At 36.0% G+C, this 22,600-nt stretch carries 18 protein-coding genes; 10 read left to right on the forward strand and 8 right to left on the reverse strand.

Annotated features, from left to right (window positions below):
* Positions 1-3 precede the first annotated feature (3 nt).
* The 5 genes from ACFSC2_RS05500 to ACFSC2_RS05520 all read left to right on the forward strand — a co-directional run bounded on the left by ACFSC2_RS05500 (position 4) and on the right by ACFSC2_RS05520 (position 4,294).
* Positions 4-723 (forward strand): HmuY family protein, encoded by a 720-nt coding sequence (locus ACFSC2_RS05500; protein WP_379816404.1) that lies wholly within the window; start codon positions 4-6, stop codon positions 721-723.
* 9 nt (positions 724-732) lie between these two features.
* Positions 733-1,533 carry an HmuY family protein gene (locus ACFSC2_RS05505; RefSeq protein WP_379816405.1) on the forward strand — a complete coding sequence of 267 codons (801 nt, stop codon included), beginning with the start codon at positions 733-735 and terminating at the stop codon, positions 1,531-1,533.
* Positions 1,534-1,552: 19 nt separating this feature from the next.
* The gene (locus ACFSC2_RS05510; protein WP_379816406.1) at positions 1,553-2,296 is read left to right on the forward strand and encodes a hypothetical protein; all 744 of its coding nucleotides are present in this window, start codon (positions 1,553-1,555) and stop codon (positions 2,294-2,296) included.
* A 63-nt stretch (positions 2,297-2,359) separates the two neighbouring features.
* Complete coding sequence (locus ACFSC2_RS05515) at positions 2,360-3,025, forward strand: hypothetical protein (RefSeq protein WP_379816407.1); 666 nt, start codon at positions 2,360-2,362, stop codon at positions 3,023-3,025.
* Between the two features lie 255 nt (positions 3,026-3,280).
* Positions 3,281-4,294, forward strand: a complete 1,014-nt coding sequence (locus tag ACFSC2_RS05520; protein WP_379816408.1) for a hypothetical protein — start codon at positions 3,281-3,283, stop codon at positions 4,292-4,294.
* Between the two features lie 118 nt (positions 4,295-4,412).
* On the opposite strand, the gene ACFSC2_RS05525 is transcribed toward ACFSC2_RS05520, so the two are convergent.
* The 7 genes from ACFSC2_RS05525 to ACFSC2_RS05555 form a co-directional block, all read right to left on the reverse strand.
* Positions 4,413-5,429, reverse strand: a complete 1,017-nt coding sequence (locus tag ACFSC2_RS05525) for a cytochrome-c peroxidase (RefSeq protein WP_379816410.1) — start codon at positions 5,427-5,429, stop codon at positions 4,413-4,415.
* A 167-nt stretch (positions 5,430-5,596) separates the two neighbouring features.
* Positions 5,597-6,463 (reverse strand): MbnP family protein, encoded by an 867-nt coding sequence (locus ACFSC2_RS05530; RefSeq protein ID WP_379816411.1) that lies wholly within the window; start codon positions 6,461-6,463, stop codon positions 5,597-5,599.
* A 235-nt stretch (positions 6,464-6,698) separates the two neighbouring features.
* Positions 6,699-7,088, reverse strand: coding sequence for a hypothetical protein (locus ACFSC2_RS05535; protein WP_379816412.1), 390 nt, complete (start codon positions 7,086-7,088; stop codon positions 6,699-6,701).
* Positions 7,089-7,091: 3 nt separating this feature from the next.
* Positions 7,092-9,071, reverse strand: coding sequence for a TonB-dependent receptor plug domain-containing protein (locus ACFSC2_RS05540; protein WP_379816413.1), 1,980 nt, complete (start codon positions 9,069-9,071; stop codon positions 7,092-7,094).
* A 4-nt stretch (positions 9,072-9,075) separates the two neighbouring features.
* Positions 9,076-9,990 (reverse strand): hypothetical protein, encoded by a 915-nt coding sequence (locus tag ACFSC2_RS05545; protein ID WP_379816414.1) that lies wholly within the window; start codon positions 9,988-9,990, stop codon positions 9,076-9,078.
* 238 nt (positions 9,991-10,228) lie between these two features.
* Positions 10,229-10,606, reverse strand: coding sequence for a hypothetical protein (locus ACFSC2_RS05550; RefSeq protein ID WP_379816415.1), 378 nt, complete (start codon positions 10,604-10,606; stop codon positions 10,229-10,231).
* A gap of 240 nt (positions 10,607-10,846) precedes the next feature.
* Entirely contained in the window at positions 10,847-11,092 is a 246-nt protein-coding gene (locus ACFSC2_RS05555; RefSeq protein ID WP_379816416.1) for a hypothetical protein, read from the reverse strand.
* A gap of 202 nt (positions 11,093-11,294) precedes the next feature.
* Here ACFSC2_RS05555 and ACFSC2_RS05560 point away from each other — a divergent pair, with 202 nt between their 5' ends.
* Positions 11,295-11,579: a hypothetical protein gene (locus ACFSC2_RS05560; RefSeq protein WP_379816417.1), complete on the forward strand. Its 285-nt coding sequence runs from the start codon at positions 11,295-11,297 to the stop codon at positions 11,577-11,579.
* Between the two features lie 44 nt (positions 11,580-11,623).
* On the opposite strand, the gene ACFSC2_RS05565 is transcribed toward ACFSC2_RS05560, so the two are convergent.
* On the reverse strand, positions 11,624-13,405 hold the full coding sequence (locus ACFSC2_RS05565; RefSeq protein ID WP_379816418.1) for a mechanosensitive ion channel family protein: 1,782 nt from the start codon (positions 13,403-13,405) through the stop codon (positions 11,624-11,626).
* 295 nt (positions 13,406-13,700) lie between these two features.
* Between ACFSC2_RS05565 and ACFSC2_RS05570 the strand changes: the two genes are divergently transcribed.
* From ACFSC2_RS05570 to ACFSC2_RS05585, 4 genes are all read left to right on the forward strand, one after another.
* Positions 13,701-14,153 (forward strand): response regulator, encoded by a 453-nt coding sequence (locus ACFSC2_RS05570; RefSeq protein ID WP_379816419.1) that lies wholly within the window; start codon positions 13,701-13,703, stop codon positions 14,151-14,153.
* 105 nt (positions 14,154-14,258) lie between these two features.
* The gene (locus ACFSC2_RS05575) at positions 14,259-15,710 is read left to right on the forward strand and encodes a sensor histidine kinase (RefSeq protein ID WP_379816420.1); all 1,452 of its coding nucleotides are present in this window, start codon (positions 14,259-14,261) and stop codon (positions 15,708-15,710) included.
* Positions 15,707-16,138: a response regulator gene (locus ACFSC2_RS05580; RefSeq protein WP_379816421.1), complete on the forward strand. Its 432-nt coding sequence runs from the start codon at positions 15,707-15,709 to the stop codon at positions 16,136-16,138. Before ACFSC2_RS05575 ends, ACFSC2_RS05580 begins: the two co-directional genes overlap by 4 nt.
* Positions 16,139-16,220: 82 nt before the next feature.
* Entirely contained in the window at positions 16,221-22,595 is a 6,375-nt protein-coding gene (locus ACFSC2_RS05585; RefSeq protein WP_379816422.1) for a HAMP domain-containing protein, read from the forward strand.
* Positions 22,596-22,600: the final 5 nt, after the last annotated feature.

Here is a 22,600-nt window from a genome sequence, read left to right on the forward strand (position 1 = left end):
TAAATGATAACAACGAAAACAATAACGAACTGCTGTACATTAATCCTATCCTTTTTTATGATAGCAATGACTTCTTGCAGCAGTAATGAAGAAGATACATCTGCATCATTGGCAGATGGAAAAAGTACCGTAATTACTGATTTAGCAGGAGATACCGGCGCCTCTATGGGCGACGGAACAAATGGTAAAGAACAAAGAAGTTTCCACACTTTTCTTTTTCGTTTCAGCGATCAAAAACAGATTTGGCTTCATACAAAAGCAGATTCTCTTCAATACATGAAAACAAAAGATTGGGATATTGCTTTTACAGGTCCTTACAACAGCGAAGTTTTTGTAAACAGTGCCAAATATCAGTACAATCCAGGTTTTGAAGGCCCTGCAACAAATACTGCTGTAGTTTTAATTAGTGATGCTTATAAAAATGTAACTCAGGCTCCTGCAGACAGCGAGTTTGATAAAAGCGAAATCACCAAAATCGGCTGGTCATCTTCTGAAAGTTCTGCCGGATGGTTTTATTATAGTTTGAGTTCTCATATTATGCAGGCAATTCCAGATCGTACGTATGCCATAAGACTTCCGAATGGAAAATATGCAAAACTACAGCTTGTAAATGCTTACAAAGGAAATCCGCCTGCTGTTACCGACTTAAACTGGCCTGCACCTTATTTCACTTTCAGATATTTTGTTCAAAATGATGGAAGTAAAAATTTAAATACCAAATAATACAATCCTATGAAAAAAATTAAATCCTTAATCAAAGAAATACCACAGGGAATTATTACACTTTTCCTAATTGCTGTAACCCTAACAGCTTGTTCTTCTGACGACAAACCAGCAGAATCTGAAAACGGTGAAGAACCTGGTACTGAAATACCTGATACGAGTCTGTATAATAAATTGATCCATGTAAAAAATTATCAGGGAAGTACTTCTGATGCTAATCCGACTGCTCCATCCGCAACTTTATATTACAGTCTTGAAGAAAATAAAGCAGTAGACGGTTCTTATAAAAAAACCAAAAAATGGGACTTGGCTTTTGGCGGACTTTACGCGAGTTTCTTGTCTGGCAATAACGGAAGCAACTCTCAAAATAATGGTTATCTAGCTGGCGGTGTCGGTGGTGTTGTGATTGTTGCGAAGCATTTTAATGATGTTGTTGATGTTCCTGCTGACAGCGAATTTAAAACAGGAATTGACCTTATCGGAACTGACGACGCAGGTTCTTTTGGTAACGGAACTGGATGGTATTTATACGATTTTGGAGGTGAAGTTGTTACTGATGGAACGAATCCGCAGAAAGCGCACGTGGCTTACGCGCTTGGCGAACCGCTTAAAATTAATAACGGATCTACTATCCCTGCAAGAACTGTAATCTTAAAAACGGCAAACGGAAATTATGCTAAAATTAAAATGATTTCTGTTTACAAAGATGTCTATACCTCGTCTGAGTGGTTTAAAGATACACCGCATATGTACTACACTTTTGATTATGTAATGGTACCAAAAGGAAGTACAAAGTTTGAAATTAAATAACCAATCCAAATACCAATAAATGAATACTAGAATCAATAAATTTAAAACGCCTTTACTTTTTACTGCTTTTGCATTAGTAAGTCTTTTTACTTCTTGTGATAATGAAGAAGAGAGATGGACCGATGTAAAAGAAGACGCTACAACAGAAATCATTACCGATCGTGATGCGAGGAGAATTGTCTCTTTTAAAGTGACCAATCCAGGAGAAAATCAGGCTATTTACAGTGCTGTAAATAATCTGGACAGAACGATAACTGTTTATCTGCCGTCTTATTACGAATATGAATATCTGGAAACATCAATAGTAGTGCCTGAAAAAACTACTATTTCTCCTGCGGCAACCGAGCTGATTCCTGTATTTGGAAAAACGCCATTTCTGTATACCACAAAATCGGCAGACGGATCTACCGCTGTATATACCGTAAAAATTGTGATTCAACAGCCTCAATTGATTCTAAAAGAATTATCTACAGAGACAAGTACTTTTACCGTTCAGGCTGGAGGAATCTTAAATGTGACTGGAGAGAATTTTATACCGTCTTACGAAGTGACCAAATTGTTTGCTGTAGATGCACAGGGAAACAAAAAATGGCAGTTTAAACAGTATAATGACGGACTGGATATTTTTAATTTCTCTATAAAATATGTGTTCGGAACTGCTGTTTCGGATATCACTTTAGAACCTAATACCGATTATTGGTTACTGATGGAAAGTTATAATTTATCCGTTAAAATGAAGTACCCAATTAGAATTACAAAATAAAAAATGCCTGTGTTTTCTGCCTGAAGTAAAAAAAGCCATTAATCTATTAAATGTAAATATATTATGAAAAAAATAATTTTATCACTTGTAGTATTGGCTGCTATTTCACTTACATCTTGCAGCAATGATGAACAAATTACTGACTCGCAGTCGGCAGCTCAAGAACAGCAATTAACTAAAAAAACTGCGAAAAGCGCATTAGCACTTTGTGATGCTACTTCTACTTCAGTAACTGTAAACAGATGGCAGGCGCCGTCTTCTACTTACACTAACTGGACACCTGTAAGTGCAACAATTGGAAGTGTTAGTGTACAATGGGAAGGGATTTATGGAGCTTCTCTACGTCCTACTACTGGAAATTGGTATGTTGGTACTGTAACCTTAAATCAAACTTGCGCTAATTATGACAGCTGGAGTTCAAGCATTGTTGTTAAAAATGATCCTGCTAATCTTGGCGCGGCTCCAACAAACAAATTCAATGTTTTAGGATATGACGGAACCATCTCTGGATCAAACTATGGCTTAGGATATTATTCTTATGATATTTCAACACATATTATGACTCCTTCTAAAGCAATCGTAATTTGGAAAAGCGATGAAACTGGTCTTAATTCAGAATCAGTTACAGATCCTGCATTAGCAACAGAAGCTTATTTAGTTAAAGTTACCAGCGTTACTCCTGGATCTTCAAGCAGTGCAATAAGCTACACTTGGACTCAGGTAAAATAATAATTAAAACCAAAAAAAACATGGGATTACAAAATGAATAAACAAAAATGCAATAAAAGCTGACCGGCGATCGATTGCATTATAAACTTGCTTCAAATTATTACCCCATGACTGTAAAAACGGCTTTAATTACCGCAGGTATTGAAAACACAGACATTTTAAAAAATATAAAAGTCCATAATCAATAGATGGCAAAATTAACAAAATAAAAAATCATTTAAAAATTAAATAACCAATTCAATCATGCATAAAAAAATGAAAACCAATAGCTTTTTAATTGGAATGCTTTTTTTATCAGTATTTTTTTTCTCGTGCGATACCGAATATATTGATAAAGTAAATACAATTCCAGGCGATGTTATTCAGGTGCCGGGCTATACTCATATAGAATCTTTTACTTTAAAGGATACTGAAAACAATACGATCCAAGCAGCCATAACCGAAGAGAATATTATAGTGACTTGGAGTAATCATATCGTGATGCCGAAAAAAATCAAACCTGAAATCATTTTAGGAACCGAAGCCGTAATTACGCCGGCATCAGGAACAGAAATTCCGTTTAAAGACGGCGAAGTTTATACGGTAACTTCTAAAGCGGGAACAACAAAAAAATACACTTTAAAAATAGATTTAAGACAAAAAGAACCTACAGCGTGGAATTTCGAATATGGAAGTACTTTGATTAAAAGTTCACTGCTAAGCATGACCAATCCGGCAAGAGGAGGTTCTAATTCTATAGATAATTTGTGGCTGAAAAAAGAACAGACACGTGTTTTTCTTGTAGCGGCAACAGATCAAAAAACGGAATATACCGCTGAAACAGTTTACGTAGGAACTGGAACTGGTGTTCAGCCCTTTGCTAATTATGGTGCCTATTATTTCCTTCCAGATAATATCCCTGCGGGAATGTATGAACTGCGTATTAAAAACGGAGCTTATACCATACAAAATGCCAGCGTAGAAAACAGATACAAAATGGAAGTAGTTGAACCAACTACATTTAAGGTAGAACTATATGGTACTGCATCTGAAAAACAAGCTGGCGATACATTCGAAGTACGAGGAGGACTGCTTAATACTGTGACTTCTGTACAGATGTACAACAGCGCTGCTGCAACAGTAATCTATACTTTAGAAGTTGTAAGCGCTACAGCATATAAAGTTGTATTGAAAATTCCTGCGGGAACTCCTGCCGGAACTTATAATAGAATGAGATTTTACAGAGGAACTGCCAGTACACTATCGGCATATACTATTACAGTAAAATAAACAGCAATAAAATAGATTTACGTTAATTACTTTTTAGAAAAAAAAGCGGTGAATAATCCAATTATTCACCGCTTTTTTTAATTCGATCTCGAAAAGTTTTTACTATTTCAAAAATCAATTATTTAATAAATGCTGTATCGCTCAGCGTTTTCATAAAAGCAATCAGGTTCGTTTTTTCGTCTTCGGTAAGTGGGATTCTGTTACCATTATTCTTAAATATCGGATCTAGATTTTCGGCTTCTAAAACACCATTATCAAAATAATCCAAAACCGATTTTAAAGTCGGGAATTGTCCAAAACTTCCGTAAGGCGCTGTATACTCAATATTTCGTAATGTTGGAACTCGAAAACTCATAAAATCGGCTGCAACTCCGGTAACTCTGGCTCTACCTGCTTCGTTCGAATTCGTATTTAAAGGAAATCCGATATTCCTAAAACTTTGATCGGTAAACAATTCTGTACTGTGGCAGCTCGCACATTTCTGCTGAAATATTTCGTAACCTTTTGCTTCGCTCGCTATAAAACTTTCACCTTCTTTTCGTTTTACTTTATCATATTTACTGTTGGCAGAAATCAAAGTATATTCAAACTGTGCAATACTTTTGTAAATTCTTTCGGGCGTAATATTCTGATCTCCAAAAGCTTTTTTAAACAAATCGGCATAAGAAGCATCATTTTGAATTTTACCTATTACTTCCAAAATAGACGAATCCATTTCCTCGTGCGTTATTATAGGTACTAATGGCTGATTTTCTAATTGAAGTTTACTTCCGTCCCAATTATAAAACTTCATAAACATCAAATTCTGAATCGACGGCGTGTTTCGAAGTCCAACTCTTCCTTCAATCCCGATTGCCTGTGTTTTTGCATCTGTAAAAGCATGTTCCTGAATATGACAGCTGGAACACGAAATGGTATTATCGGCACTGAATCTTTTATCCGAAAAGAGTTTTTCGCCCAACTCAACGCCATATTTTGTCGGTTTATTTAAACTAACAAAATCATTGGTTTCAGGAAAATCCGCTGGAATATTTAACGCAATTTCAGGATTATCAATAGCAATTGTCTCCTCATTATCAGCATTACAGGAAGCAAATAACAAGACGAAAAACAACAAACCAATTATTTTTTTCATTTTAAATGAATTTAATTTCTAAAAGAGCCTTCTTTTATAAGCTCAAAAAAATATTCTAACACATAGATCGTGTGTAAGCCCGAAAAATGGATTTCATTTTGATCAATTCACATAGTCAAGTGATAAAAAACTAAATCTATGTGCTAAAATATTTTATACATTTATTTCTAATTTTCTACAGCCGTAACCGAAAACATACCGCTGATATCGTTAGTTCCGTTTCCACCAAGATTATCCACAAATTTTACCATTTGCGCCGCAGTATGAATGTTTGGAGTTGCATTGTCGCTCATGCCTGTTCCTGTAGAAAGCGTAATTGTGTTTACTTTTCCGCTCAGCATTTTATCAAAATCGGCATTGATTTTAATTTTTGGTGCTTTGCTGCCTACAATTGCATTTGTAGTAAGATTTAAAGTAATATCTCTATACGCATTTACACCTTGTGTATAAGCGCCTGCTGTTCCTTCTACCGTACTTCCGGTATGTATAGACATCGTTTTATTATCGGTATCATAAAAACCTTCAACTTTTGTAAAACGATATCCTGTTCCCCATTCCCACATCATTTGAGTATCATTGGCACCAGCCAGTGCATAAAATTTAGGAAATCGAACTTGATCAAGCGTATTCTGCTCTTGTTTGATTCCTAAACCAAATTTTATTTGTTTATAAGTCGCCGAAGGAACGTTACTCAAAACATAACTCAATGTTGCCGTTTTTGACTGATCGATAACCGTTGCACCTTTGTCTAAATCGTTAACATTGTACGGCACTTCGCTCCCGTCTTCTTTTACAAGACGAATGTTGCTGATTACATATTTCAATTCTGAAAAATGATGAACTTGCCCCGAAGCAGAAGTATTGGCTGTAGCCGAAGTAGAAGCTGCGTCTCCCAAAACAATTGTAGTCGTTTTAAAAGTATTATTAAATTCTAATGTTAAATTGTTTGAAGCTGGATTATCATCGTCACTTGAACAAGAAACGAATGCCAAGGCAGCAGTTGCAGCTATAAAGTATTTTTTAAAATTTTGCATTTTTTTTATTTTGTAAATTATCTTTTGATTTTTATTGATTTAAAACTCGTTGGGTATTATTCAAAACGTGTAATTTTCTAACACATAGAAACATAGATTTTTATCTTATAAAAAAGAGAATTGAAAGAAACTTGTTTCTCACACATAGCTATGTGAATTAATTAAAAGTGAAACGCCTTTCTTAAAACTCAGAAAGCTATGCTTCTATGTGTTAAGAATAATTGCACCCGACGGATTAAAACTGATTATAAACAAAATATAAAATGGGCGGCGGTACAAAAATTTCTAATGAAGGTGCAGATTTTCCCCATTCTTTATAAAAAACTTTTTTTGAATAATGAATGATTTTTGAAATTTCTAAAGAAAATTCAAAGCTTTGAATCATATTAATGTCGATTTTTTTTCCAATTCCGGTTAATTCTAAATCGCTGTTTTTATCTGATTTCTCAAGCTCTTTTTTCAAATGACACTGACCGTGGCACTGCATTTTTGGTTTTGCTTTATTGACACAAAACTCTTTTTCTATATTTTTTTGATTCAGTTTAAAGTGTACAATAATCAATGCCTGCTGGAAAGAAACCAGCAGAAAAAGCATTGTCATTGCGATACCAAAAACTTTTCTCATTTTTTAAAAATTGACTTTTAAAGAAGTAAAAATATTGCGTCCCATTCTCGGGATATTTCCCCAGTCAGCATACGTGCTGTAATATTCATTCAGTAAATTCTCAGCTCCCACCTGAATGGTACTTCTTACTTTATTGATTTTGAATGTATAATCGGCAGAAAGATTCCAAATTGTATACGCCGGAGTTTGGTCTTCTCCGTATTCTGGACTGTAATTAATTTGTTCAAAATCGCCATTTACAGAAGTCTGGATTCCGAAGTTTTTATGCATAAAATGAAGCGAAGTCAAATAACTTAATGGACGTATAAAAGGTAAATTTCCGCCCTTATCATCTGTTCCTCTTGCATACGTAAGCGTTCCGCTCCAGTGCAAATGCTGTAGAATGTCATAAGAAGTATTTAAAGACATATTAAAAAGTGTCGCATGATCTAACGAAGTATATCCTTTTACCCCAATCGACTGATAATTCATCGGACTTCCCATGCTTAAAATTTTTCCGATAATGTAATTTTGGATATAGAAATAATTTACTTTTCCGACAATGCTCAATCTCTCGTTTTTGAAACCTGCGCTTGCGTTCAGCTCCTGCGAAATTTCATTTTTCAAATCAGGATTTCCGATATAGTCATAACGGTCAAAACTGTTGTAGATATAATATCCGTAACCTTCAGAAACAGAAGGCGCTCGCTCGCCATAACCTGTTCCTACAGAAAAATTAAAATGCTCCAAATCCAGCTGATATCCCGCATGCAGACTTGGCAGGATTCTCGTTTTTTCCTGAGGTGCTCCAGGATGGAAAATCCAATTGAACTCTACAAATTTTGAGTAATTATAATTTACGCCCAGCGATCCGCCCAAATTGACTTGGCTTTTTTCTGAAATATCCCAGAAATTATTCATCGAAAGTCCAGCAAAACGAGTTGTAACCCAAGGCCAGCTGTAAGCAAACATGGTTCTTTTACTGCGATCCTGCGGATACATTCTCATCTCAGCAATCGACAGATTATCATAGGCATTCAATTGAATTTCTGACGAATAACGATTCTTTTGTAAATTGGCTTTAGAAACCAATCCGTAAGTCGTGCTCCAACCCGGCATATCCATGTGAACCAGATTTTCAGGACGCGTTGTATCATCCATATAATGTTCAATCGCATTATAATAAATCTTAGTATCTACGGCTTTAAACCAACTTTCTTCAAATAATTGTTTGTACGAAGCCGATGTAATTAAAGCACGCGAAAGCCATAAATCCATAGGAAGAGCAGGAAAACCAACATCTTTCGCCTGATCAAAAATAGCATCAAGACGTACCGAAGACAATTCACTTGTTTTGTAAGCCAATCCAAGCGCTGTATTGAATTTATTGTATTGGGAATGTTTTACCTCATCGTTATTTCCGTCATGATAATTATCGGCAGTTCGGTACGAAATACTGGCGTCGGCAACAAATTTATTACTGGAATAAGAGACATTTCCAAGATTAAAAAACTGTTTGTTGTTAAACTCAAAACCCGTTTGATACGCACCGTTCCATTTTCTCTCTGGGCTAAATGCTGTACTTCTTCTTTTCAAATCGATACTCCCTGCAACCGTTGCACCGTGCAGACTTCCTTCTTGTCCCGATTTTATATCGATAGACGCCAGATTATTACTTTCTACGTAAGACGTTATTGGATCCATTTTATCGGTACAGGCACCAAAAATATGCATCCCGTCGATCGTAACCGTCGAACGTTCAGTTGTCATATTATTTAATAAAGGTTCCCATGCATAGGCGCCTCTTTTAATAAAACTGATATTGGTTGCAGAAGATAAAAATTCATCAACCGAAACCGCCATTTTCATTTCAGTTTCTATTTTTTTCTTCGAAGCATTTTTAACTTTTACTTCTTGTAAATTTTTGATACTGTCGTGATGCGCATGATTATTTTGAGCCGTTACAGACAATCCCAAAAAAAGTAACATTATAATATATTTCATGAGATTAAAATAAAGTATCAATATAAAGTTCGCTTTTCACGCCTTCAATTCCGGGCGTAAAATCGGTCGGAACTACTGTTCCTTTCAAGATTAAACCGTTTTGGTTCAGTAAGATTAGATTCAGTGTCCAGTTTCCGGTCATGGTATAATTGACCACTCCATGATATAAACCGTCTGTTTGCTGTGTTAAATCTTTATTATTGGGCGAAGAATGATTTCCCATAGAAGGTTCCGGCATTCTCGGATCCAGCTTTAAAGTATAGCCCGTAACTGCCGAATATGAAAACTGTGAAGGATCAGGAAAAGTTCCTGCTGCTGCAGTTGGTTTATTGTATTTATAAATTCCCGCAGTCAAAGCATTTTCAGCTACTTTTGGTTTCTGCGGAGTCACTAAAGCTATAAAATACTGTTCGCCGTCTTTTCCTGTAAACGCCGTCATGTTTAGGTTTTTATTGTCTTGTTTTACAACCGAAACATCTTTACTTATTTCATATTTCTGATTATCAACAGTAAAACTGATATATAATTTCCAGCTTGTACTTTCATTCGTAAAAACTGAATAACCCGAAAAATACTTATTTACAGCATCAAACTGCATATTGTATTGGTGCGGACAAGAACTTTTGCTTTCGTCAGCGTTTGTTAGTATCGGCAGAAAAGTAACTTCAGAAGTAGTGATATTTTGATTGGTCTGTGTATTGACGATTTTTAAATGAAGTTCGTTATAGCCTTTATAAAAAGTACCGTTTAACGCCTCAATGCTTATTTTGAAATTGCCCGAGTTTAAAGAAACGGCTTCTTTAAATTCATAAGTTTCAGGAATTTCTAAGCCAATTTCAGCTTCATAATCGGTTTTGTCGAGTGTGCAGGAAACAGCCGCAAATGCGATTGCCATTGCTAAATAATTAAAAAATCTCATTTTAAATGAATAGTTAAAAACTGTGTAAATGCAGTAAAGCAGCGTTTTTGGTTAAAAACCAAAACAACAGTTTACCATGAATTAACCAAGGATATGGGAAAGGGAAAAGATCAAAAATTCAGTTCGCAAAATAGGCGTATGCACCATTTTATTAAATCCTAAAACGTGTGAATACGTCAGTCTACTCCAATAGGATTTGGAATTTGGATTTTAAAAATTGAAAAATTAAAACTTTGACCTATACGAAATAGACCGGAGGGTGAAAAGTAAGATTAGAAGCCCCGATAGGTTTCTTTTCGAACAAAATAGAAGATTTCTCTTTTGTTTCGATTACAGGAATGATAGTAAAATTTATTTCTGTATTGTTTTGAATGTAGACTACCTCTAATTTATCTTTTAGGCTGTCTTGCATTTTTCTTTCGTTATCGGCGTATTTTTTGATGCTTTTTTGAAGTTCACATCGACCGTTACAAGTATTAAAAACAGATTTACGCTGCACACAAATAGTCTGCGCAATTTCTTTCTGATTGATTTTGAATGAAGCATAAACAAACAAGCTGCCAAAAGATGGCGATAAGATTAAAACGGAAAGTACTATGATTAATAACCTTTTCAATTGCTTGTTTTATATTTCGCCACAAAAGTAAAGCATTTTTGTATTTGTTTGAAATAAATTCTGAAAAATTCCAAGTTTCAAATTCCAAAATCCACAAATCCAAATTCCAAAATCCAAAAAATCCAAATTCCAAATTCCAAAAATCCAAAATCCAAAATCCAAAATCTAAAATTTAAAATCTAAAATCTAAAAAAAAAGCTGTTGAAAGATTCAACAGCTTTTTTTTAAACTCGTGTTTGTTTATTTTAAGGAAATCGAATCTAAAAGATTCTCGGCATTTATAAACGCAGTTATGTACTGCTGTACTTCGTTTCGCTGTCCCGCTGCAGTCTCAAAAGTATTGATATGAAATTCATCGTCCTGATCAAGAATATGAATAATCTCAGTATAGCCTTTTGATATCAGGCTTCCTTTTAATTTGATTATAGTGAGCTGTTGGTGCGGATCCAAATCTTTTCTCACTTTTAATTGTATAATTTTTTCCATTGCAAAAGATTTGTTAGTTGGACGATTAATTTTATGTTCAAATATAAATATACAAATCCGTAAAACACTGTACTACAGTGTTAAAAATTTCATGTAAGATGAAAATTCCACAACATATAAATAAAATTATGTAAGGTATTATTTGGATTTTTTCTTAATTTTATTAGAACTTAAACTTTACTATTAATCTAAAAAAAATTATATGTTAGCTAAAAACTCCCACTATTCTGGACAATCGCGTAACGTTGATCGTAACTATCTGCCAAACAACATTCAAGATTCAAAGCCAAAAAATTATTTCTCTCTTAAACTTAGCGATCTCGAAGATCTTTATATGACTGATTATCTAAATTCGGAATACGACGAAAATGACTGGGAGGAGGAAGAAATTGACTCAAATGATATTGACGATGATCTTACCGAGCGTTATGACGAAAATGACAAAGATGTAGATACATTTTCCGACGACGGTTTTAAAATTGACTAAATAAAAAAAACTGATGAGCTAAACCTCATCAGTTTTTTTTTGTTTTATAAGTTATAATCTTCTTCTGGCTTAAAGCTTCCGTCATCGGGATATTTGATAGTGCCTTTTAATTCTTCGATTCTTTTTGGATCAAATTTAGGAACCTGCAATTCGTTATTTTCTTTCCATTTTTTTACGGTTTCAGAAACGGCTTCCGATTTTTCATTGGACAATGGCGTTTCGCGCGCAACATAAAGTGTCTGAGACGGATAAGCTAAAGATGCACCGCTTTTTTCTATAACATCGATCATTCGCAGCAAAATATCTTCCTGCGCTTCTTGCGATATATCAAAATTTGCGGCCTCGATATAAGCATTAATTTCAATTTTTAATGCATCTGTCGTAATACTTGTAAAACGCACATTTGGCGTTGGAAAATTGAGTACAGAAGGATGTGCATACAATAAAGATCGTAGTTCTACCAACAGATATCGAATTTGGTCGGGAGTTGTATCCAGCCTAAAATTAAATATGGGATTTAATATAAAACGATCACGATGCGCAAAATTCTCAATTTTACTAGCCGATAATTGTCCATTCGGAATCGTTACAATAGTTCTTCCTGCAGTTCGCAGTGTCGTAGAACGCATTCCGATAGATTCTACAGTTCCTTTAATATCATCCACTCGACAATAATCTCCAACTCTTAATGGCTGATCTGCAATTAAACTAACACTTCCAACAAAATTTTCTATTGTTTTTTGTGCTCCTAATGCGAGCGCGATACCTCCAATTCCTAATGCGGCAAGTCCAGCTGTAACATCTACTCCGATAATTCCGAGTATCGCAATGATTCCGATAAAAACAATAGCAACTTTGGTCGCTCTGCTCAAGAATAAAATGGCAGAAACAGCAGAGATTCGCCCTCTCCTATTCATTCTGCTTCGGGTAAACATGGTCACAAAATCGGTCATTCTCCAAAGCAGTATTAAAAAAGCTAAGATTCCGATCGTGATTATAATGATACTGAAACGCTGGCGAACTATTATCGAAATTCCCATTCGCTGCGTTAAAGCGACAAATACTATTACAGTAAGATACATTTGCACCGGCAGTGTAAAAGCTTCTATTATGGCCGTACCTTTTTCACTCGCAGCGTTTCTCCATAATTTCTGTATTAGAAAAACAAACAAAAAAATTAAAAACCTCGAGAGTAAATAACAAACAACGGTCATGACGACAACAACTGCCCAATGCCCAATGGGAACATTTCCGAGTTTTTTCTCTATTAAAATATTAGGCAATATTCGATCTAAAAACGTCTTCTCTCCTTTAATATCAGCAGCCATAATTGCTTCTATGGTTTCGGCAGAAAAAAGCCATAAAGCAGGCTGGCTGTCATCGGATTGGTTTTCTAAATAAAGCTGAATCGCTGTTTTGTCGGTAGAAATATTTCCGACAAGATCGACGCCTGTAGATAAATCATCATCTATTCGTCCTAATTCTTTATTACTAATAATAGAAGACGGAGAAAAATTACCACCCTGATCTAAAAGAAGCTGAAAAGTTTTGGCAATTCGTATTCTTTCTGCAGTTTTTCGGTACGAGCGTTTACTTAAAACAAAATACTGGCTGGCACGCAGGTAATTTTGATCTCCAATAGCTTTAATAAATCCGTTAACAGTTCCCTGGGGCGTTCTTCTTCCTAGAGAATCCTCTGGAGTTTTGGCAGGTTCTTCTACAGCAGTTTTTGCAGAGCCTAAAAGCTGCGCTGTTACCGATTCTGGTTTTATCAGCAAGGTCAAGAGTAATATAAAAGACAATAATCGCTTAACAACTAAAATCATACTTACTTATTTTAGTATTTAGTTTTCTAAAAATAAGAAATTATGACCAAAAAGAAACTTCTAATGCGTAAAAAAGAAGTTATATAATTACCATTTTAACAGACATGTAAATTATATAACGCCACTCCGCAATTATATAAGAGTGTTTGTCGAATTAGGATTACATTTCACTCACCAAAAAACATGCTTGAGAAAATTCTCTAAGTCTATTTGCCAGTAATTTGAATAAAACTAAAACCTAAAAGTCACCTTTTCTGTTGTAGCACTTGCAGATTTTAAATCTTAAAAAAATTGTATGTCTGTCATTTGTACTAACAGCAATTATAAGCCGTTTTTTACCTTTTTCAAAAACACAACGAAATTTAAAACAATGGTTTACAAAAACATACTGCAGATTGATGACGACATGGATGACTGCGAATTCTTTATGGATGCGGTACATGCTATATCCAGCGCTTCCTATACGGGAATACAAAACCCTCTCATAGCTCTTCAAAAATTAATCAATATGGAAGTAATTCCCGATGTGATATTTTTAGATCTAAACATGCCTCTTATGTCTGGCTTTGAATTTTTAACCGAAATCAAAAAAAGAGAGAATGTAAAAAATATACCCGTTATCATTTTTTCTACTTCACAATACGATGAAATTAAAATCAAGGCCAAAAATCATGGCGCCAGCGATTATATTTCAAAACCGAACAATTTTGATGAACTAAAGAAAATTTTAACGCACTACATTGCCTAATGAATCTAGATGCATTATTAGACCATTATCATCAATTTTGCTTCTTAAAACAGTTATTGCGCTGCTGTTTTTATTATAAAATCTTATTGTAATTGTAGTCAGACAATGAAATTATCAACACAAATAATAGTAGCGTTTACAATCATAATCTTACTATCTGTTGCAGATTCGTATACCAATTACCGGCTGTCTCTTAAGGTGCAGCACAATTCGCTGTATCTTTCAAAATCAGAAGCAGTTATTCGAAATTCAAACAAAACCCATAGAGCAATTCTGGAAATGCAGAGTGCCGTTCGCGGTTATCTATTAACAAATGACAGTACCTTTTTAGAATCTTATTACACCGGTATCAAAAAAGTCCCTGAGTTTCTAGCTGAACAGCGTCTTCTTATAGATGATGAAATGAAACAGCGTATGATCTTAGATTCTATCAATATTCTTCATACTTACTGGCTGAACTATACTACCGAATTAATTCGTGCCCGAAAGGAAAGTCCAGAAATGTATCAAAATCTATTAGACAACAAACTCAAGAAACACGTTGGAAAAAATATCAATGATGCTATTACACAAAAATTCAAAAGATTTGATAAAATAGAATACAAAACACGAAGACATCACAGCGAAATGCTTTTGGATTCTCTAAACAGAACACGAACCTATTCTTTAATATTTCTTTCGTTAACCATTGTAGTAGGAATCTGCAGTACGACATATATCGTCTTTACAATCACAAATCGTATTAATTCGATGGTTCGTGTGGCCGATACTATATCAAAAGGCCGATTTACAATTGTTGAAGATCATAAAAATGACGAATTAAGCGCTCTTGCTTCGTCTTTAAATATAATGTCACGACGTCTCGAAAAAAACATTCTGGATCTGGAAAACAAAAATGCAGAACTTGAAAAATTTGCTTATGTCGTTTCTCATGATTTAAAAGCCCCGCTTCGAGGTATTTATAATGTTATTACTTGGATCGAAGAAGATCTGTCTGAAGAACTTTCTCCCGCATTAAAAAATTACCTCAACATAATTCCCAAAAGAACCCAGCGTATGGAAGCGCTGATTAATGGTCTTTTAGATTATGCACGTATCAGCCGGAAAACAGCTTCGGAACTTGTTGACACTAATACTCTCGTACACGAAATTACACAGTCTATAGTTCCTCGAAAATTTAAACTTGAAATAATTGATCTGCCTCAAATTTTTACAGAACGCTTAAAACTAGAACAAGTTTTTTCTAATCTGATAAGCAATGCTGTAAAATATGCGAAAACCGAAAATGCTTCGATTATCATAAAATGCGAAACTTTTTTAAATGTCTACGAATTTTCAATAAAAGATAACGGCTTAGGTATCGAAAACGAATATCATCATAAAATTTTTGAAATTTTTCAGACTTTACGCGAAAAAAACGAAGTTGAAAGCACTGGAATTGGATTGGCAATTGTCAAGAAAATTATTGATGATCAAGGAGAAACTATACACGTAAAATCTAAACCCGGAGAAGGAACTGAATTTACTTTTACCTGGCGAAATAATAAAACAACATGAGAAAAGCGAACATTTTATTAATTGAAGACGATGAACTGGATACTATTTCTGTAGAACGTTCCTTAAAAAAACTAGAAATCAAATATATTTTACATACGGCTTACAACGGAATTGAAGCATTAAAATTACTTAGGGATGAAAAAAATCCTCTAAGTCCAGATGTTATTTTTCTTGATATTAACATGCCAAAAATGAACGGAATAGAGTTTTTGAAAATTATCCGAAATGATGCCGATTTAAAAGATTTAAAGGTATTTGTAATGACAACTTCTTCTGAAAGTATTGATAGAACTACAGCCGAAGGATTAGGCATTTCGGGCTATATTATAAAACCGCTCAATTATAACGACAATACCAAAAGATCAGATTCTATGGATGCTTTTGTTCAATTTCATCTGCGTAAAATTTTATTAAATGAAAATACCTGATTTAAGCCATTTCAATCTGTTTTAATCGCACCATACATCACCCCAAAATCCAAAACATAAACCTAAATCAATCCACTGCAAAATGAAAAAGTCAAAACATATCGATAAACCGTCGAAAAACAAGGCGCTTCTAGCAATGCCTGTTGTTACCGACACAAAACCGACTAGTCAAAAAAGCAAAAAAAATCAAAGTGAAGACGGCATTCTTACTGATGCCGAATTTTTGAAGATTTTGATGAAAGTCAAGAATGGTAATTTCTCGCAGCGTTTTCCAACAGATCAAGACGGAATAAAAAGATCGATTTGCGATACATTAAATGAAATTATCGACTTGAATGAACGAATGGTTTTTGAGTTTCAAAAAGTCGGAAAAAGTATTGGTAAGCAAGGAAAACTGACTAATCGAGTTGTTTTGGACGGAGCCCGCGGTTCATGGAGTTCTTGTATTGATTCTGTTAATACCTTGATTTCGGATCTTGTTCACCCAACGATCGAAATTGCACACGTAATTACTTCTGTTGCCAAAGGAAATTTATCGCAGGAAATGCCTTTATCTATTGAAGGAAATCCATTGCAGGGAGAATTTCTTAGAATTGCCAAAGAGGTAAACGGAATGGTAAAACAGCTGAATTTGTTTTCGATGGAGGTTACGCGTGTGGCACGTGAAGTAGGTACAGAAGGAAAATTGGGAGGTCAAGCCAAAGTACGAGGCGTTGGTGGTGTTTGGAAAGATTTGACCGATTCGGTAAACAAAATGGCGTCTAACTTAACCGGACAGGTTCGTAATATTGCCGACGTAACAACGGCGGTGGCAAAAGGCGATTTATCAAAAAAAATTACCGTTGACGTAAAAGGAGAAATTCAGGAATTAAAAAACACCATTAATACAATGGTGGATCAGTTGAACTCGTTCTCTTCTGAGGTAACGCGTGTGGCACGTGAGGTGGGTACAGAAGGAAAACTAGGCGGACAAGCGCAGGTAAAAGGTGTCGGCGGAACTTGGAAGGATTTAACAGATTCTGTAAACCAAATGGCGTCTAACTTAACCGGACAGGTTCGTAACATTGCCGATGTAACAACGGCGGTGGCAAGAGGCGACCTTTCTAAAAAAATTACCGTTGACGTAAAAGGAGAAATCTTAGAATTAAAAGATACAATTAACACGATGGTGGATCAGCTGAACTCGTTTTCTTCTGAGGTAACGCGTGTGGCACGTGAGGTAGGTTCTGAAGGTAAATTGGGAGGACAAGCAAGAGTTCGAGGTGTCGGCGGGGTTTGGAAAGACCTTACCGATTCTGTAAACCAGATGGCATCCAACTTAACAGGACAGGTTCGTAATATTGCCGAAGTAACAACTGCCGTTGCGAAAGGAGATTTATCTAAAAAAATTACCGTAAGTGTTGAAGGAGAAATCCTTGAATTAAAAAACACCATCAATACCATGGTGGATCAGCTGAATTCTTTTGGTGCCGAGGTAACACGTGTGGCGCGTGAAGTAGGTTCTGAAGGAAAACTCGGTGGACAAGCAAAAGTAAAAGGTGTCGGCGGAACTTGGAAAGATTTAACCGATTCTGTTAACCAGATGGCGTCTAATCTAACTGGTCAGGTTCGAAATATTGCCGAAGTAACAACAGCCGTGGCAAATGGCGATTTATCTAAAAAAATTACAGCTGTAGCCGAAGGAGAAATTCTAGAATTAAAGAAAACCATTAATACGATGGTAGATCAGCTGAACTCGTTCTCTTCTGAGGTGACGCGTGTGGCTCTTGAGGTGGGTACAGAAGGAAAACTCGGAGGTCAGGCGAAAGTAAAAGGTGTCGGTGGAACTTGGAAAGATTTGACCGATTCCGTTAATCAAATGGCGTCTAACCTTACGGGACAAGTACGTAATATCGCCGAAGTGACAACAGCCGTAGCAAAAGGAGATTTATCCCGCCAGATTACCGTGGATACCAAAGGAGAAATCTTAGAGCTGAAAAACACGATTAATACCATGGTGGGCCAGCTGAACTCGTTTGCTTCTGAGGTTACCCGTGTGGCGCGTGAGGTGGGTACAGAAGGAAAATTAGGAGGACAAGCACAGGTTGAAGGTGTCGGCGGAACTTGGAAAGATTTGACCGATTCTGTAAACCAAATGGCGTCTAACTTGACTGGTCAGGTGCGTAATATTGCCGAAGTGACGACAGCGGTGGCAAAAGGAGATTTATCGCTCCAAATTACCGTTGACGTAAAAGGAGAAATCTTAGAGTTAAAAAATACAATTAATACCATGGTGGATCAGCTTCGAGGTTTTGCTTCGGAGGTAACAAGGGTTTCGCGTGAAGTTGGTACAGAAGGAAAACTCGGAGGTCAAGCTAATGTGCCAGGAGTTGCAGGAACATGGAAAGATTTGACCGATTCTGTTAACCAAATGGCAGGAAATCTTACCGCGCAAGTACGTAATATCGCCGATGTGGCCATTGCGGTGGCTAATGGAGATATGTCACGAAAAATCACGGTTGACGTACGCGGCGAAATTCTTCAATTAAAAGAAACCTTAAATACAATGGTGGATCAGCTTCGTGAGTTTGCTTCTGAGGTAACTCGTGTGGCTCGTGAGGTAGGAACCGAAGGAAAATTGGGAGGACAAGCAAATGTACCCGGAGTTGCTGGAACTTGGAAAGATTTGACCGATTCTGTTAACCAAATGGCGGGTAACTTAACGACTCAGGTGCGTAACATTGCCGATGTAACCATTGCGGTTGCGAACGGAGATATGTCTAAAAAAATTACTGCCGATGTTCGCGGGGAAATTCTTCAATTAAAAGAAACCGTAAATACCATGGTGGATCAGCTTCGTGCTTTTGCCTCTGAGGTAACTCGTGTGGCGCGTGAGGTAGGAACCGAAGGAAAATTGGGAGGTCAGGCGTTTGTACCTGGAGTTGCAGGAACTTGGAAAGATTTAACGGACTCAGTTAATCAAATGGCATCTAACTTAACAGGTCAGGTTCGTAATATTGCCGATGTAACCAAAGCCGTTGCTAATGGTGACCTTTCTAAACAAATTACCGTAGACGTAAAAGGTGAAATCTTAGATTTGAAAAACACTTTTAATACGATGGTGGAACAGCTGAATTCATTTGCTTCTGAGGTAACGCGTGTGGCGCGTGAGGTAGGAACCGAAGGAAAACTTGGAGGTCAGTCTGAAGTAAAAGGTGTTGCAGGAACATGGAAAGATTTAACGGATTCTGTTAACGTAATGGCCTCGAATTTAACGGGTCAGGTTCGTGGAATTGCAAAAGTCGTAACTTCTGTTGCAAAAGGAAATCTAAAGCAAAAACTATCAATTGATGCTAAAGGTGAAGTTGCTCAATTAACCGATACCATCAACGAAATGATTGATACACTTGCTACCTTCTCCGATCAGGTGACAACGGTAGCACGTGAAGTGGGTGCCGAAGGAAAACTGGGAGGCCAAGCAAACGTTCCAGGTGCTTCTGGAACTTGGAAAAACTTAACGGAAAACGTAAATCAATTAGCCGCAAATCTAACGACCCAAGTACGTGCAATTTCTGAGGTTGCTTCTGCCGTAACGCAGGGAGATTTAACCCGAACTATTGGTGTCGAAGCAAAAGGAGAAGTTGAGGCGCTTAAAGATACGATCAACCAAATGATCTCAAACCTTAAAGCAACAACATTAAGAAATCAGGAACAAGACTGGCTGAAATCGAATTTGGCTAAGTTTACCCAAATGCTTCAAGGACAAAAAGAACTTAATTCGGTTACCAAGAAAATTCTATCCGAACTTGCTGCGGTTGTAACTGCGCAACACGGACTTTTTTATATTTTGGAAGAAGGCGAAGAATTCATGGATTCTAAACTGAATTTAATTGCTTCATACGCTTACATCAAAAGAAAAGATTCTGTTACCCAATACGCAATGGGTGAAGGTCTGATTGGTCAGGTGGCGATAGAAAAAGAACGAATTATTTTGAGTAATGTTCCAAAAGATTACATCCGAATTAATTCTGGATTGGGTGATGCCAGACCAAAAGATGTCATTATTCTTCCAGTACTTTTTGAAGGAAGATTAAAAGCTGTAATTGAGCTTGCTTCTCTGGACACTTTCAGCCAGACGCATCTCGATTTCTTAGAAGGATTAACAGAAAGTATTGGTATCGTTATTAATACAATCGAATCGAATTCAAGAACAGAAGAGCTTTTAGTACAATCTCAATCGCTTGCCAGCGAGTTAAAAAGTCAGCAGGAAGTATTAAAAAACACCAACGAAGAACTAGAAGAAAAAGCTATTTTATTAGCCAACCAAAAAGAAGAAGTAGAGGTTAAAAACCAAGAGGTCGAGGTTGCCCGTAAAGCATTGGAAGAAAAAGCCGATCAGCTGACTTTGACATCCAAATACAAATCGGAATTTTTGGCCAATATGTCGCACGAGTTAAGAACACCGCTTAACAGTTTGCAAATCTTAGCCAGCGAATTAATTGCTAACCGTGACGGTAATTTATCCGAAAAACAAATTCAGTTTGCAAAAACGATAAATGCATGCGGTGATGACCTTATTCAATTAATTAATGATATTCTGGATCTTTCTAAAATTGAGTCTGGTTATATTTCTATTGATTACAATCCGATTACTTTTGACGAAATCAGCCGATTTGTGGCTTCTACTTTCAATCCGATTTCGGAAGCCAAACATCTGAATTTTGAAATTTTAATGGATCAAAATCTTCCGGATGCTATGGAAACAGATTCGCAGCGTTTGAACCAAATTCTAAAAAACCTGCTGTCCAATTCTTTCAAATTTACCGAAAAAGGAGGCGTTAAATTAAATATTTATAAAGCTCAAAATAACTGGAAAACTAAAAACAGCAGTCTTGAAAGTGCTGAAGCTGTGGTGGCTTTTGAAATTTCGGATACTGGAATTGGAATTTCTAAAGAAAAACAAAACATTATTTTCGAAGCTTTCCAACAAGCGGAAGGTTCTACAAGCCGTAAATATGGAGGAACTGGTTTAGGATTATCCATCAGTCGTGGTCTTTCTGATTTATTGGGAGGAAGTATCGAATTGGAAAGCGACACCAATATTGGAAGTAAATTCACATTATTCCTTCCTTTAAAATTTGTTCATCTTCCAGAACTGCAAGACATTAATGTTAATGATGAAACAAATGTTATTCATGCTGGTAAAAGCCGTTTAAAATCGCTTCCGTCTTCGAGTTTCAAAAAATCAGACATGGATTTGTATTTTGCTGATGAAATTGGCGATGATCGTAATGATCTTAAACCGGACGATAAATTAATTTTAATTGCAGAAGACAATGTTACTTTTGCCAAGGTTTTATTAGAAAGAGCGCATCAGCACGGTATTAAAGCCATTGTGACTACACGCGGAAATGATATTGTAGATTACATCAATCAGTTTCAACCGCACGCTATTACGATGGATTTAAATATGCCGGACACCAGCGGCTGGAAAATTCTTGATCGTTTGAAAACCGATTTTACGCTGCGTCATATTCCTGTTTATATTATTTCTGGGGAAGATGAACGCAATAAAGGTTTGAAAAGAGGTGCGAGAAACTTTTTGGTTAAACCTGTAAAAAATGATTTACTTACTTCTCTTTTTAATGACGTACAGCATTTTAAAAACAGACAAGAAAAAAATCTTCTTATTGTTGATGATAATGAAATGGAATTAAAGCGTATTCATGAAGCCGTCAAAGGAGATGATATTCGTATTTCTACAGCCTTAACAGCCAAAGAAGCGGTTGAACTCATAAAAGAAACTTCTTTTGACTGTATTATTCTGGATCTTGTATTGCCAGATGCAGACGGTATGGATTTAATTAGTGATCTTGAAAATAATATTGCTGGTCAGGAAACCGCCATTATTATACATTCTGCAGGAGATTTAAATAAGAAACAACGCAGTAAAATCAACCGATTTGCACATAGTATTATCACCAAAAGTGCTTCGTCAATTGATGAAGTGGTAGATCAGACGGCATTATTCATGCATCGAGTTCATAAAGAACTACCAGAAAGCATGAGAAACAGAATAGAAACTTATTATTTTAAAGAAGATATTTTAATCAATAAAAAAGTGCTTCTTGTAGATGATGATGTTAGAAATTTGTTTGCCTTAACAACAGCACTAGAACCTTTTGGATTGGAAGTTATAAGTGCAGAAAGCGGTCATGAAGCAGTAGAAATTTTAAATCAGAATTTAAAAATTGATATTGTTTTAATGGACATTATGATGCCGGAACTTGATGGTTATGAAACAATGAAAATCATTAGAAAAAATATCAAACACAAAGATTTGACCATTATTGCCGTAACCGCAAAAGCAATGAAAGGAGACAGACAACGCTGTATCGAGTCTGGGGCATCAGATTATATAACCAAACCGGTTAATGTTGAACAACTATCCTCTTTAATGAGAGTATGGTTAAAATAACCGTA

It is taken from the genome of Flavobacterium artemisiae, assembly GCF_042678225.1.
Lineage (GTDB): Bacteria > Bacteroidota > Bacteroidia > Flavobacteriales > Flavobacteriaceae > Flavobacterium > Flavobacterium artemisiae.